Origin of the sequence: Reyranella sp. (assembly GCF_965227665.1) — a bacterium.
GTDB lineage: Bacteria > Pseudomonadota > Alphaproteobacteria > Reyranellales > Reyranellaceae > Reyranella.
In genome coordinates this window covers 1,504,336-1,516,559 of sequence record NZ_OZ245767.1, presented here as the reverse complement: position 1 = coordinate 1,516,559, position 12,224 = coordinate 1,504,336, and the positions used below count along the sequence as shown (strand labels likewise).

13 protein-coding genes are annotated in these 12,224 nt (G+C 66.2%); 9 read left to right on the top strand and 4 right to left on the bottom strand.

Translation table 11 applies throughout. The features are described 5' to 3' along the window. Positions 1 to 5: 5 nt before the first annotated feature. From ACO07I_RS07265 to ACO07I_RS07230, 8 genes are all read left to right on the top strand, one after another. The gene (locus tag ACO07I_RS07265) at positions 6 to 218 is read left to right on the top strand and encodes a twin transmembrane helix small protein (protein ID WP_298310613.1); all 213 of its coding nucleotides are present in this window, start codon (positions 6 to 8) and stop codon (positions 216 to 218) included. 3 nt (positions 219 to 221) lie between these two features. Further along, positions 222 to 818 (top strand): cob(I)yrinic acid a,c-diamide adenosyltransferase, encoded by a 597-nt coding sequence (locus tag ACO07I_RS07260; RefSeq protein WP_422015769.1) that lies wholly within the window; start codon positions 222 to 224, stop codon positions 816 to 818. Between the two features lie 154 nt (positions 819 to 972). Then, on the top strand, positions 973 to 1,722 hold the full coding sequence (locus ACO07I_RS07255; protein ID WP_295139985.1) for an electron transfer flavoprotein subunit beta/FixA family protein: 750 nt from the start codon (positions 973 to 975) through the stop codon (positions 1,720 to 1,722). A 2-nt stretch (positions 1,723 to 1,724) separates the two neighbouring features. After that, positions 1,725 to 2,660, top strand: coding sequence for an electron transfer flavoprotein subunit alpha/FixB family protein (locus ACO07I_RS07250; RefSeq protein ID WP_422015766.1), 936 nt, complete (start codon positions 1,725 to 1,727; stop codon positions 2,658 to 2,660). A gap of 21 nt (positions 2,661 to 2,681) precedes the next feature. Then, positions 2,682 to 3,554, top strand: coding sequence for a 3-hydroxybutyryl-CoA dehydrogenase (locus tag ACO07I_RS07245; RefSeq protein WP_422015764.1), 873 nt, complete (start codon positions 2,682 to 2,684; stop codon positions 3,552 to 3,554). 16 nt (positions 3,555 to 3,570) lie between these two features. Continuing rightward, positions 3,571 to 5,055, top strand: a complete 1,485-nt coding sequence (locus ACO07I_RS07240) for a M81 family metallopeptidase (RefSeq protein ID WP_422015762.1) — start codon at positions 3,571 to 3,573, stop codon at positions 5,053 to 5,055. Next, positions 5,052 to 6,152, top strand: coding sequence for an NADH:flavin oxidoreductase (locus ACO07I_RS07235; protein ID WP_422015760.1), 1,101 nt, complete (start codon positions 5,052 to 5,054; stop codon positions 6,150 to 6,152). The genes ACO07I_RS07240 and ACO07I_RS07235 overlap by 4 nt, the downstream gene beginning before the upstream one ends. 118 nt (positions 6,153 to 6,270) lie before the next feature. Next, the gene (locus ACO07I_RS07230) at positions 6,271 to 6,732 is read left to right on the top strand and encodes a hypothetical protein (RefSeq protein ID WP_422015758.1); all 462 of its coding nucleotides are present in this window, start codon (positions 6,271 to 6,273) and stop codon (positions 6,730 to 6,732) included. A gap of 517 nt (positions 6,733 to 7,249) precedes the next feature. Here the strand turns inward: ACO07I_RS07230 and nadC are convergent. From nadC to ACO07I_RS07210, 4 genes are all read right to left on the bottom strand, one after another. Continuing rightward, positions 7,250 to 8,101: a carboxylating nicotinate-nucleotide diphosphorylase gene (nadC, locus tag ACO07I_RS07225; protein ID WP_422015756.1), complete on the bottom strand. Its 852-nt coding sequence runs from the start codon at positions 8,099 to 8,101 to the stop codon at positions 7,250 to 7,252. 7 nt (positions 8,102 to 8,108) lie between these two features. Next, positions 8,109 to 9,098 (bottom strand): quinolinate synthase NadA, encoded by a 990-nt coding sequence (gene nadA, locus ACO07I_RS07220; protein WP_422015754.1) that lies wholly within the window; start codon positions 9,096 to 9,098, stop codon positions 8,109 to 8,111. Between the two features lie 72 nt (positions 9,099 to 9,170). Then, entirely contained in the window at positions 9,171 to 10,103 is a 933-nt protein-coding gene (locus ACO07I_RS07215) for an NUDIX hydrolase (protein ID WP_422015752.1), read from the bottom strand. Positions 10,104 to 10,146: 43 nt separating this feature from the next. Beyond that, complete coding sequence (locus ACO07I_RS07210) at positions 10,147 to 10,740, bottom strand: TlpA disulfide reductase family protein (RefSeq protein ID WP_422015750.1); 594 nt, start codon at positions 10,738 to 10,740, stop codon at positions 10,147 to 10,149. Between the two features lie 35 nt (positions 10,741 to 10,775). Between ACO07I_RS07210 and argH the strand changes: the two genes are divergently transcribed. Then, complete coding sequence (gene argH / locus ACO07I_RS07205; RefSeq protein ID WP_422015748.1) at positions 10,776 to 12,224, top strand: argininosuccinate lyase; 1,449 nt, start codon at positions 10,776 to 10,778, stop codon at positions 12,222 to 12,224.

Here is a 12,224-nt window from a genome sequence, read left to right as displayed (position 1 = left end):
CCCCTATGACTCTTGCCAACGTCCTTTTCGTTCTCGTGCTGGTATCTGCGTTTGCGACGCTGGGCACGCTGTTCGCCGGCCTGATCAACATGAGCCGCAACCAGGACGGCAACATCGAGGGCAGTCGGCGCAGCAACCGCATGATGTGGTGGCGCGTGCGTCTGCAGCTCCTCACCGTCGTGCTGATCATTCTCTGGTATTTGGCGAGCAGGAGCTAGGCGATGGCCGTTACCCTCAACCGCATCTACACGCGCGGCGGCGACACCGGCATGACGTCACTGGGACGTGGCGAACGTGTCGCCAAGCACGACATCCGCGTCGAGGCCTATGGCACGACCGACGAGGCCAATTCGGTGATCGGCCTGGCGCGTAGCGCCATAACGCGCGCGGGCGGCAGCGATCCGCGCCTCGCCGAGGCCGATGCCATGCTGGCCCGCATCCAGAACGACCTGTTCGACCTCGGCGCGGATCTCTGCACACCCGAAGGCAAGACCAAGCGCGATGAGCCGGCCCTGCGCATGGTGGCCTCGCAGGTCGAGCGCCTCGAACACGAGATCGATGCGATGAACGGCGAGTTGCAGCCGCTCAAGTCTTTCATCCTGCCGGGCGGCAGCGAAACCGCCTCGTGGCTGCATCTCGCCCGGACCGTGGCGAGGCGCGCGGAGCGCTGCATGACCCATCTGGCGGCCGAGCAGGAGATCAACCCGGAGGCGATCAAGTACATCAATCGCCTCTCGGACCACCTGTTCGTGCTGGCGCGCCGGCTCAACGACAATGGCACGGCAGATGTGCTGTGGGTGCCGGGCGGGGCGCGCTAGCGGGCAAGCTGTTGAAAAATTGAGAAAAAAGCTTCCACACTGCGGTCTTGTGCAGTGCGCCATAGCCTTGACATGATCGGCTCAACACCCCTACACGAAAACCCCTTCGCCGGACGGGTCAGTCCGGCCTCAACTCACCGATAGGCGCAACGCGATGAAAGTGCTGGTCGCGGTCAAGCGGGTCATCGACTACAACGTCAAGATCCGCGTCAAGGCCGACAACACGGGTGTCGAGACGGCTAACGTCAAGATGTCGATGAATCCCTTCGATGAGATCGCCGTTGAAGAGGCGATCCGCATGAAAGAGAAGGGCGCCGCGACCGAAGTCATTGCCTTCTCCGCCGGCCCGGCCCAGTGCCAGGAAACCATCCGCACGGCGCTCGCCATGGGCGCGGACCGCGGTGTGCTGGTGCAGACCGATGCCGAACTGCAGCCGCTGGCCGTCGCCAAGCTGCTGAAGGCTGTGGTCGACAAGGAACAGCCCGGCCTCGTCATCGTCGGCAAGCAGGCCATCGACGACGATTCCAACCAGACCGGTCAGATGCTGGCCGCGCTGCTCGGCTGGTCGCAGGGCACCTTCGCCAACAAGCTGAACGTCGCCGACGGCTCGGTCGAGGTGAAGCGCGAGGTCGACGGCGGCCTCGAGAACATCAAGATCAAGATGCCGGCCGTGATCACGACCGACCTGCGCCTCAACGAGCCGCGCTACGCGTCGCTGCCGAACATCATGAAGGCGAAGAAGAAGCCGATCGAGACGCTGGCGCCGGACGCGCTGGGCGTCGACGTCGCGCCGCGCCTCAAGACCCTGAAGGTCGAGGAGCCGCCGAAGCGCAAAGCCGGTATCAAGGTGAAGACCGTCGCCGAACTCGTCGACAAGCTGAAGAACGAAGCGGGAGTGATCTGATCATGGGCGTTCTCGTCGTCGCCGCGCATGACGGCAAAGCTGTCCGGGCCAACGTCGCCAACGCCGTCACCGCGGCGAGCCAGATGGATCCGGACGTCACGGTCCTCGTGGCCGGCAGCAACTGCGACGATGCGGCCAAGTCGGCCGCTTCGATCGCCGGCGTCACCAAGGTGCTTCAGGCCGACGATGCGGCCTATGCCAACTGGCTGGCCGAGGACATCGCGCCGCTGGTCGTGAAGCTCGCGCCGAACTACAGCCACGTCGTGATGGCGGCCGACTCGGTCGGCAAGAACATCGCGCCGCGCGTCGCTGCGCTGCTCGACGTCGCGCAGGTCTCCGAGGCGATCCAGGTCGTTTCGCCCGACACGTTCGTCCGGCCGATCTATGCCGGCAACGCGATGGCCACCGTCCAGACCGCCGACAAGATCAAGATCGTCACCGTGCGCCCGACCAACTTCAAGGCGGCGGCGGGCGGCGGTTCGGCGGCGATCGAGAAGATCGCCGGCGAGGGTGCCAAGGGCCTGTCCTCCTATGTCGGCGCCGAGCTTTCCAAGAGCGAGCGTCCCGAACTGACCAGCGCCAAGATCGTCGTCAGCGGCGGCCGCGGCCTGCAGAGCGGCGAGAACTTCAAGATGCTGGAGACCCTGGCCGACAAGCTGGGCGCCGGCCTCGGCGCCAGCCGCGCCGCGGTCGACGCGGGTTACGTGCCGAACGACTACCAGGTCGGCCAGACCGGCAAGGTGGTCGCGCCCGACCTGTACATCGCGATCGGCATTTCCGGCGCCATTCAGCATCTCGCCGGCATGAAGGACAGCAAGACGATCGTGGCGATCAACAAGGACGAGGAAGCGCCGATCTTCCAGGTGGCCGACTACGGACTCGTGGGCGATCTCTTCCAGCTCGTTCCCGAGCTCACCGCCGCGATCGAGAAAAAGTAAAGTAACCCGAGGGTACCCATCATGATCAAGCGCATCGGAGTCATCGGTGCCGGCCAGATGGGCAGCGGCATTGCCCATGTCTGCGCGTTGAAGGGCTTCGACATCCGTCTTGCGGATGTCGACCAGGCCCATCTCGACAAGGGTCTCGATGCGATCGGACGCAACATGGACCGGCAGATCGGCCGCGGCATGATCCGTCCGGAAGACAAGGACTCGGCGCTCAACCGCATCTCGACCGCCACCGACTACAAGGCGTTCGCCGATTGCGACCTGATCGTCGAGGCCGCGACCGAGAACGAGGCGGTGAAGCGCGAGATCTTCAAGAAGGTCTGCGAGGGCCTGCCGGCCAACGTCCTGCTCGCGACCAACACCTCGTCGATCTCGGTGACGAGGCTCGCGGCGGTCACCGACCGGCCGGGCAAGTTCATGGGCATGCACTTCATGAACCCGGTCCCCCTGATGGGCCTGGTCGAGCTGATCCGCGGCATCGCGACCGAGGAGGAGACCTTCCGCACGGTGCGCGAGGTCGTGGTCAAGCTCGACAAGAAGCCGGTCAATGCCGAGGACTTCCCGGCCTTCATCGTGAACCGCATCCTGCTGCCGATGATCAACGAGGCGGTCTATGCCCTCTACGAGGGCGTCGGTAATGTCGAGGCGATCGACACCGGCATGAAGCTCGGTGCCAACCACCCGATGGGCCCGCTCGAACTGGCCGACTTCATCGGCCTCGATACCTGCCTCTCGGTGATGCAGGTCCTGCACGAGGGCCTGGCCGATTCGAAGTATCGTCCGTGCCCGCTGCTCGTGAAGTACGTCGAGGCCGGCTGGATCGGACGCAAGGTCAAGCGCGGCTTCTACGACTATTCCGGCGAGCGTCCGGTCCCGACGCGCTGACGAGGCGGACGGCGCGATGCGTATCGCCGTCCTGCAGTTCGCTCACGAGACGGTGACGTTCCTTCCGAACGACACCACGCTCGACGATTTCACCTATCTCGGCTCGCCGGCCAGCGGCGAAGCGCTGCTGGCGCACGATCCCAGGTCCTACATGGGCGGGTTCGTGAAGGTGGCGCGCGAGTATGACGGTGTCGAACTGGTCGGCATCGAATCGCCGCTGTGGCCGAAGACGGGCACCGGCTCGGGCTGGATCACACAGGAAGCATACGAGACCCTGCTCGGCCGCATGATCGCCGGCTTGAAGGAGCAGGGGCCGTTCGACGGCGTCTATCTCAGCCTGCACGGCGCGATGGGCGTGCGCGGCGTCGCGCGGCCGGAGGCCGATATCGCGCGGCGGGTGCGCGAGGTGGTCGGTCGCAAGGCCTTCATCGTCGGCACCTTCGATCCGCACGGCAACGAAGACGCCGAGTTCCTGGCCCAGGCCGACATGGCCTTCACGGTCAAATACTTCCCGCACTATGACAGCCACCTGCAGGGCGAGCGTGCGGCCCGCATGCTGGTGCGCGCGATCCGCGGCGACTACGTTCCCGCCACGGTGACGGTGAAGGTGCCGATCATCACGCCGACCGTGCTGCAATGGACCGGCGCCTCGCCGTGGATGGGCCTGGTGCAGCGCGCCCTCGTCTGGGAAGCGCGCGAGCCCGACGTCTACGTAAACGTCTTCTTCGGATTCCCCTTCGCCGACGTGCCCGATGTCGGCCTCACGTTCCAGGTCATGAGCAACGGCAATCCGGCACTGGCCCAGAAGGTCGCCGACGACATGTCGTCCTGGGCATGGCGGCGCCGTAAGGATCTGCTCGACACCGCCAAGGTCCATCCGATTCCCGAGGGCGTCCGGCTCGCCAAGGAAGCCATGGCGCGCGGCGAGACGCCGGTCGTGCTGGCCGACCATAGCGACCGGTCGGGCTATGCGACCTGGATCCTGAAGGAAGTGATCGAGCAGGATCTGTCGGACGTGCTGATCGCCACGATCGCCGATGCCAAGGTCATCGATGAACTGAAGGCCGCGGGCGTGAAGGTGGGCGATGCGTTCGACCGCGAGATCGGCGGCCTCGCCGACGAGTCGGCCGGTCAGCCGGTCCGCATCACCGGTACGGTGATCGGCGCGCACGAGGCCCATGGCAGCCTGTGGGTGAGCGTCGCCTTCGGCCGCGGCAACGTGGTGCTCATCAGCCGCTATCTCACGCAGATCGTCGAGCCGTCGGAACTTACGGGGCCTGCCTTCGACCTTGCCCAATTCAAGGCGATCGCCATCAAGTCGCGCGTGCACTTCCGCCGCGGCTTCGACGATAGCGGCTTTGCCAGGACCATCCTGCTGGTCGAGCCGGTTGAGCCCTTCCTCGGCACCGTGCGGCTCGACGGCCTGCCCTATCGCAACGTCGATCTGAAGAATTTCTATCCCTACGGCGACGTAGAATTCCCGCAAGCGAGACCTTCATGACCAGCCCGCTCTTCCGCCCCTTCGCGACCAAGTCGCTGTCGCTGCCCAACCGTCTGGTGATGGCGCCGATGACGCGCTCAAAGAGCCCGGGCAGCATCCCCGGCGCCGACGTCGCGGCCTATTACCGCCGCCGTGCCGAGGGTGGTGTCGGGCTGATCGTTACCGAAGGAACCACGGTCGACCGGCCGGCCGCTTCCAACGACACCAACGTGCCCGATTTCCATTCGCCGGCCAGTCTCGCGGGCTGGCGGCGGGTGGTCGAGGAAGTGCATGCCGCCGGCGGCAAGATCGCCCCGCAGATCTGGCACCAGGGCATGATGCGCAAGACGGGGACCGGCCAGCACCCCGAGGCGCCGTCGGACGGTCCGTCCGGCCTGTCCGCATCCGGCAAGCAGGTCGGTCCGGCGATGAGTGACGCCGACATCGCCGACACGATCGACGCTTTCGCGCGTGCCGCCGGCGCCGCTCAGGAAATCGGCTTTGACGCGGTCGAGATTCACGGCGCGCACGGCTACCTCATCGACCAGTTCTTCTGGGAGGGCGCGAACAAGCGCAGCGACGTGTGGGGCGGCGACTTCGTGCAGCGCACGCACTTCGCCGCCGAGATCGTCAAGGCGATCCGGGCGCGCGTCGGCGCGGACTACCCGATCATCTTCCGCTTCTCGCAGTGGAAGCAACAGGACTTCACGGCCCGCCTGGCGCTGACGCCCGACGAACTGGCGCGCTTCCTCGAACCGCTGACGGCGGCCGGCACCGACATCTATCACTGCTCGACGCGCCGTTTCTGGGAGCCCGAGTTCGAGGGCTCGACGCTCAATCTCGCGGGCTGGACCAAGAAGCTCACCGGCAAGCCCACCATCACCGTGGGCTCGGTCGGCCTCAAGGGCGCCGACTTCGTGCAGACGTTCCGGACGCGCGAGGATTCCGAAATCGGCGATCTCGGCGAACTCGAGGCGCGGCTGGAGCGCGAGGAATTCGATCTGGTGGCAGTCGGTCGCGCCCTGCTGGCCGATCCGCAATGGGCGGCCAAGGTGCGCGAGGGACGCTTCGGCGACCTGGCGCCGTTCTCGGCGTCGTCGCTGGCGACTCTCACGTAAGAAAAGTCTTTGCTGGGGACGCGCCACTCCAGTGGCGCGATCTCACCTCGTGCCGGAAATGACGCGCCACTGGAGTGGCGCGCCCCCAGCAGAACAACGCGACAAAGGGAGCCGACGCATGCACAGGATCTTCAAGCCAATCGTCGCAGCCGCGCTGCTCGCAAGCTTCGCGCTGCCGCTCGCCTCGGCCGAGGCGCAATGGGTGTTCGTCGCCCGCAAGGCCCTGGGCCGCATCCACCAGATGACCGAAGGCAGCCAGCCGGACGGCCGGCCCGGCTACGATTTCGCGACGGTCATGCTCGATGCCCATGCCGATAAGATCTTCTCCACGGCGCTCGAGCTCGCGCGTAAGAACCCGTCGGTCCGCATCCTGATGCAGGATCCGGGCGCACGACGCATCCAGATCGCCGAGGGCGACCGCACTGCCACGCTGAACGTCGTGCCGTTCAACGACGACGTCTCGCAGCTCATGATCGCGGGCCACGCCGGCGCGGGAGAAAGCTCGACCGCATCGCTGGTCGTCCAGGCGGTACTGCGGGTCTGCAAGGAAATGGGCAAGCACTGCGAAGTCAGCAACTGATGGGCTGAGCGGAGCCCAGCCCGTTTAGCGACAGGCTGCGGCTTGGTTACAAGCCGCTAGGCTTGCAATGTCCGAGAGCGCCGAAGAACGAACGGTCGGTCGCTGACCTGGCGAGGGAAGTGATTCTAGGGTCTTTCCGATCAAGATAGAATCGCCACCACCAATCCTCATGCTGAGGCGGCCCGAAGGGCCGTCTCGAAGCATGGGCACGAGCACCACGTTTATTGCCCATCCTTCGAGACGCACGCCTTGGGCGTGCTCCTCAGAGGCTGGCCGGAAATGAATTGAATCGATTCAAGCACTTACCTCATCATGAGGAGCGTCGCGAAGCGGCGCGTCTCGAAGGATGGGCAACAGGCAAGGTGCGCGTTCCCACCCTTCGAGACACATCGCTGCGCGATGTTCCTCAGGGTGAGGTTATTGGGACTGTTCATAGCCCCTTGTTTTAGCTGCATTCATTTCCGGCCAGACTCTCAGGATGAGGATGGTGTGTGGGTGAACTTAATGCGGAAAGACCCTAGGCTTCCCAGTCGAGGCCGATGTCGAGGACGCTGGCGCTGTGGGTCAGCCAGCCGGCTGAGATCAGGTCGACACCGCTGGCCGCGATCGCCGGCGCCGTCCGCGGGGTGATACGGCCGGAGGCCTCGGCGAGGGCGCGTCCGTCGATCATGCGGACCGCGGTGGCGAGCTGCTCGGGCGTCATGTTGTCGAGCAGGACGGCATCGACGCCGGTCGCCAGCGCCTCCTCGAGCTGAGGCAGCGTATCGACCTCGACTTCGATCTTCACGAGATGGCCGACGCCGCGGCGGGCCGCGAGGATCGCGGGCCGGATGCCGCCGGCCACGGCGACATGGTTGTCCTTGATGAGGACGCCATCGTCGAGGCCGAAGCGGTGGTTCATGCCGCCACCCACGCGGACGGCGTATTTCTGCAGGGCGCGCAGCCCCGGCATCGTCTTGCGCGTGCAGCAGATGCGCGCCTTGTGGCCGCGCACGGCCTCGACCAGCGTGGCGGCGGCACTGGCCACGCCGCTCAGGTGGCCGAGGAAGTTCAGGGCGACGCGCTCGGCGGTCAGCATGCCGCGCGCCGGGCCGGCAATGGTCGCGATACGGTCGCCGGGCGCGAGCGGCGTGCCGTCCGGCCGTTCGACCGTGATCTCGATCGAGGGGGCGACCAGCCGGAACGCCATGGCCGCGGCGTCGAGCCCCGCCACCACGCCGCGCTGGCGCGCGACCAGCGCGGTCCTGGCGCGCGCGGTCGGCGGCACGATGGCGTCGGTGGTGAGGTCGCCGGCGCGGCCGAGATCCTCCAGGAGGGCTGCACGCACCACCGGTTCGAGCATGAGAGCGGGAAGGGAGGGGATCATCATCGGAGCCTCAGATTTCCAGCATGCGTTCGACCGCGCGCCGGGCCGGCTGGGCCACCGCGGGATCGATCGTCACTTCGTGTTGCATCGTCTCAAGCGTGCGGCGGATCTTTGGCAGGGTGATCTGCTTCATGTGCGGGCAGAGGTTGCACGGCCGGATGAACTCGACCTCGGGATGCTGGACGGCGACGTTGTCGCTCATCGAGCATTCGGTTACGAGGACGACCCGCGCCGGCCGCTTGGCATCGACATAATCGATCATCGCCGCGGTCGAGCCGGTGAAATCGGATTCGCGCACCACCTCGGGCGGGCATTCGGGATGGGCCAGCACCACGATTCCGGGATGGCCGGCGCGCAGCTGGCGGATGTCCTGTGCCGTGAAGCGTTCGTGCACCTCGCAGTGTCCGGCCCAGGTGACGATCTCGACTCCGGTTTCGGCTGCGATGTTCTGCGCCAGATACTCGTCGGGCAGCATGATGACCTTCGGCACGCCGAGGCTCTCGACGATCTTGCGGGCATTGCCGGAGGTGCAGCAGACGTCGCTCTCTGCCTTCACGGCGGCTGACGTGTTCACGTAGGTGACGACGGGCACGCCGGGATAGCGCTGGCGCAGCAGCCGGACGTCGGCGGCGGTGATCGAGGCGGCGAGCGAGCAGCCGGCGTCGAGATCGGGGATCAGCACGCGCTTGGTCGGATTGAGGAGCTTGGCCGTCTCGGCCATGAAATGGACTCCGGCCAGGACGATCGTCCCGGCGTCCACCTTCATGGCCTCGCGGGCGAGCGCCAGGCTGTCGCCCACGATGTCGGCTACGCAGTGGAAGATTTCGGGCGTCTGGTAGTTGTGCGCGAGGATCACGGCATCCCGCTCGCGCTTCAGCGCCAGGATGGCGTCGATGTCCTCGGCGAAGGCCGGCCATTCGATCGAGGGGATCACCGACTTCACGCGGTCATAGAGCGGTGCGGTGCGGGCCATCAGGTCCGGCGCAAAGGACAGGGACATCTCCAACCTCATTATGCTCAAGTCGAGTATTAATTATTTATACTAAGAATGAGCATTAATGGCGTCAAGGTTTCAGATGGGACGGGAGAGGGGGAGCTTGCTGCCGGCGACGGCGCGTTCGAGGACGATCTCGCGGCGGAAGCGGAACAGCTTCGCCGGCCGGCCCCGCGCTTCGGCGGTCGATGCGCCCGTGGGCTCGACCAGCCCCTGCGCGTCGATCAGGCGGCGGAAGTTCTGCTTGTGCATGGGCCGGCCGGCCAGCGCCTCGACGGCGCGCTGCAGCTGCAGCAGCGTGAACTCGGGCGGCATCAACTCGAAGAACACCGGCCGGTATTTGATCTTGGCCCGCAGCCGCGCGATGCCGGTGGCGAGGATGCGGCGATGATCGTGGCGCATCGGCATGCCCGGCACGGGATCGGCTGCCGGATGCCTCGCCTCGGGCACCAGGCCAGCCTCGAAGAGCAGCTCATAGCGCTGCAGCACCAGGTCCTCGTTCCAGGTCTCGGCGCCATCGCCGAAGCTTACCTCCACCCGCTGTTGCCGCTCCCGCCGGGTTGCCGCATCGCCGGCGGCCTCCGCCCAGGTGGCGAGTCTCGGCAGGATTGACTGGGCAATCAGCGGCGAGGGACCGGTCCGCCAGTCCTCCCAAGGGAAATAGCGGTACCAGCTTCGCCATTCCGGATCGCGTGCCCCGGCCGACAGGCGCTCGCGGGTGAGGCCGAGATAGCTGATCGACACGACTCGCTGCCGCCCGTCCGAGCCCGGCCGATTGCGGTCGGCGAAGGTGTAGAGCTGTTCGACATAGCCCAGCGGATGATGGGTCTGCCGTTCGACCCAGGCGCGCAAGCCGCTCTGCAGCGTCGGATGCTCGGTCGCAAATGGTCCGGACGGCAGGAGCGTGCCGTCCTCCAGGGTCAGCACCAGCGGCTGGTTCGCCGTCAGGGCGACCAGCACTGCATTGAGTTCGATGGCGACGGCGTCGGAAGGCTCGGGGGGCGGCGTCATGTCCGCCGCATTATGCACGAACCCGGTGCGACCGGGCGTTCCGTCAGCCCTTGTCCTTGCCCATCGCCGCCTTCATCAGGGCGATCGATTCGGGCATGTCCCAGTCGGCGTCGCCCTCGATGCGGCCGAGCTCGCGGCCCTTGGCATCGACCAGGATCGAGGTCGGCAACAGGGTGACGTCGAGGCCCTGCATGGTCTTGCGGCCCTTGTCGAAATAGATGCCGAGATTGCCGAGCTTCTGGTCCTTGTAGAAGGGCGCGACCTTGGGCTTGGTCGGGCCGTCGATCGACAGTGGCACGATCACGAACTTGTCCTTCGGGAACGCGGCCTGCAGCCGGTCGAGGCTCGGCATTTCCTTCACGCAGGGGGTGCACCAGGTTGCCCAGAAGTTCAGCAGGACGACCTTGCCCTTGAAGTCGCTGAGCTTCATCGGCTTGTCGTCGGCGTTCTGGATCTCCAGGTCGGGCAGGGCCTTCGGCTGGGCGGCGAGCTTGAACCGTTCCATGGCGCCCTTGGCCATGTCCGGCTTCACGCCTGCCAAGCTCGGCATGGCGGTGGCGGGGAGCGCGGCGGCCGCCAGGGCGCCGCAAAGAATGTAGCGGCGGCCAAGGAGGAAATCGGGGACAGGATGTGCCATAAGCCGCGTTCCTAAAAGGATATATGGCTGAATTCATGGCACGGAAGAACACGACTGCGCGAGCGGCCAAGACTGGCTCCAATCGTCGCTCCAACACGATGTGGGGCGGCCGCTACAAGCTCGGGCCCGCGGAAATCATGGAGAAGATCAATGCCTCCATCGGTTTCGACCGGCGGCTCTATGCGCAGGATATCGCGGGCTCCGTCGCGCACTGTGACATGCTGGTGGCCCAGGGCATCCTGACGGCCAAGGACGGCCGCGACATCAAGCGCGGCCTCGCCCAGGTCAAGGCCGAGATCGAGAGCGGCAAGTTCAAGTTCTCGACCAAGCTCGAGGATATTCATTTCAACGTCGAGCAGCGGCTGACCGACATCATCGGTCCGGCCGGCGGGCGGCTGCATACCGCACGCTCGCGCAACGACCAGATCGCGCTCGATGTCCGCCTGTGGGTGCGCGACACGATCGACAAGGTCGAGGAGATGCTGCGCGACCTGCAGGCTGCGCTGATCGACCGTGCGGACGAATATTCGGCCACCATCATGCCGGGCTTCACCCATCTGCAGACGGCCCAGCCGATTACGTTCGGCCATCACCTGATGGCCTATGTCGAGATGTTCGGCCGCGACCGCAGCCGCTTCGCCGACTGCCGGGCGCGTCTCAACGAATCGCCGCTGGGCGCCGCGGCGCTGGCGGGCTCGCCGCATCCCATCGATCCGCGCAAGACCGCCAAGGCGCTGGGCTTCGACCGCCCGATGGCCAATTCGCTCGATGCCGTGTCCGACCGCGACTATGTGATCGAGTTCATCGCCGCCGCCTCGACGACCGCCGTGCACCTGTCACGCCTCTCCGAGGAGATCGTGATCTGGTGCTCCGCCCCGTTCCGCTTCATCGCGCTGTCGGATGCCTTCACGACCGGCAGCTCGATCATGCCGCAGAAGCGCAATCCCGACGCCGCCGAGCTGACGCGCGCCAAGGTCGGCCGCATCATGGGCGCCTTCGTGGCGCTCTGCACCATCCTGAAGGGCCTGCCGCTGACCTACGGCAAGGACATGCAGGAGGACAAGGAGCCGCTGTTCGACGCTGCCGATTCGCTGGAGCTCGGCATCGCCGCGATGACCGGCATGATCCGCGATCTCAAGGCCAATCCGGAGCGCATGCGTGCCGTGGCCTCGGCCGACTATTCCGTGGCAACCGATCTCGCCGACTGGCTGGTGCGCAAGGTCGGCCTGCCGTTCCGCCAGGCCCATCATGTCACCGGGCGCCTGGTGGGCATCGCCGCGGACAAGGGCATCGACCTCGACCAGCTGTCGCTCGATGAGATGCAGGCGGTCGAGCCCAAGATCGACGCCAGCGTGTTTCGCGTGCTGACCGTCGAGGCGTCGGTCAATGCCCGCAAGAGCCTGGGCGGCACCGCGTCCGCAAACGTCGCCCGCGCCGTCGCCGAGGCGCGCCGTCGCTTCCTGGGCAAGGCCGGGGGACGCTGA

What these genes read in the sequence shown, in the direction of transcription:
- ACO07I_RS07265 (WP_298310613.1), top strand. Translation starts at nt 6, where the DNA reads ATGACTCTTGCCAACGTCCTTTTCGTTCTCGTGCTGGTATCTGCGTTT.
- ACO07I_RS07260 (WP_422015769.1), top strand. Translation starts at nt 222, where the DNA reads ATGGCCGTTACCCTCAACCGCATCTACACGCGCGGCGGCGACACCGGC.
- ACO07I_RS07255 (WP_295139985.1), top strand. Translation starts at nt 973, where the DNA reads ATGAAAGTGCTGGTCGCGGTCAAGCGGGTCATCGACTACAACGTCAAG.
- ACO07I_RS07250 (WP_422015766.1), top strand. Translation starts at nt 1,725, where the DNA reads ATGGGCGTTCTCGTCGTCGCCGCGCATGACGGCAAAGCTGTCCGGGCC.
- ACO07I_RS07245 (WP_422015764.1), top strand. Translation starts at nt 2,682, where the DNA reads ATGATCAAGCGCATCGGAGTCATCGGTGCCGGCCAGATGGGCAGCGGC.
- ACO07I_RS07240 (WP_422015762.1), top strand. Translation starts at nt 3,571, where the DNA reads ATGCGTATCGCCGTCCTGCAGTTCGCTCACGAGACGGTGACGTTCCTT.
- ACO07I_RS07235 (WP_422015760.1), top strand. Translation starts at nt 5,052, where the DNA reads ATGACCAGCCCGCTCTTCCGCCCCTTCGCGACCAAGTCGCTGTCGCTG.
- ACO07I_RS07230 (WP_422015758.1), top strand. Translation starts at nt 6,271, where the DNA reads ATGCACAGGATCTTCAAGCCAATCGTCGCAGCCGCGCTGCTCGCAAGC.
- nadC (WP_422015756.1), bottom strand. Translation starts at nt 8,101, where the DNA reads ATGATGATCCCCTCCCTTCCCGCTCTCATGCTCGAACCGGTGGTGCGT.
- nadA (WP_422015754.1), bottom strand. Translation starts at nt 9,098, where the DNA reads ATGTCCCTGTCCTTTGCGCCGGACCTGATGGCCCGCACCGCACCGCTC.
- ACO07I_RS07215 (WP_422015752.1), bottom strand. Translation starts at nt 10,103, where the DNA reads ATGACGCCGCCCCCCGAGCCTTCCGACGCCGTCGCCATCGAACTCAAT.
- ACO07I_RS07210 (WP_422015750.1), bottom strand. Translation starts at nt 10,740, where the DNA reads ATGGCACATCCTGTCCCCGATTTCCTCCTTGGCCGCCGCTACATTCTT.
- argH (WP_422015748.1), top strand. Translation starts at nt 10,776, where the DNA reads ATGGCACGGAAGAACACGACTGCGCGAGCGGCCAAGACTGGCTCCAAT.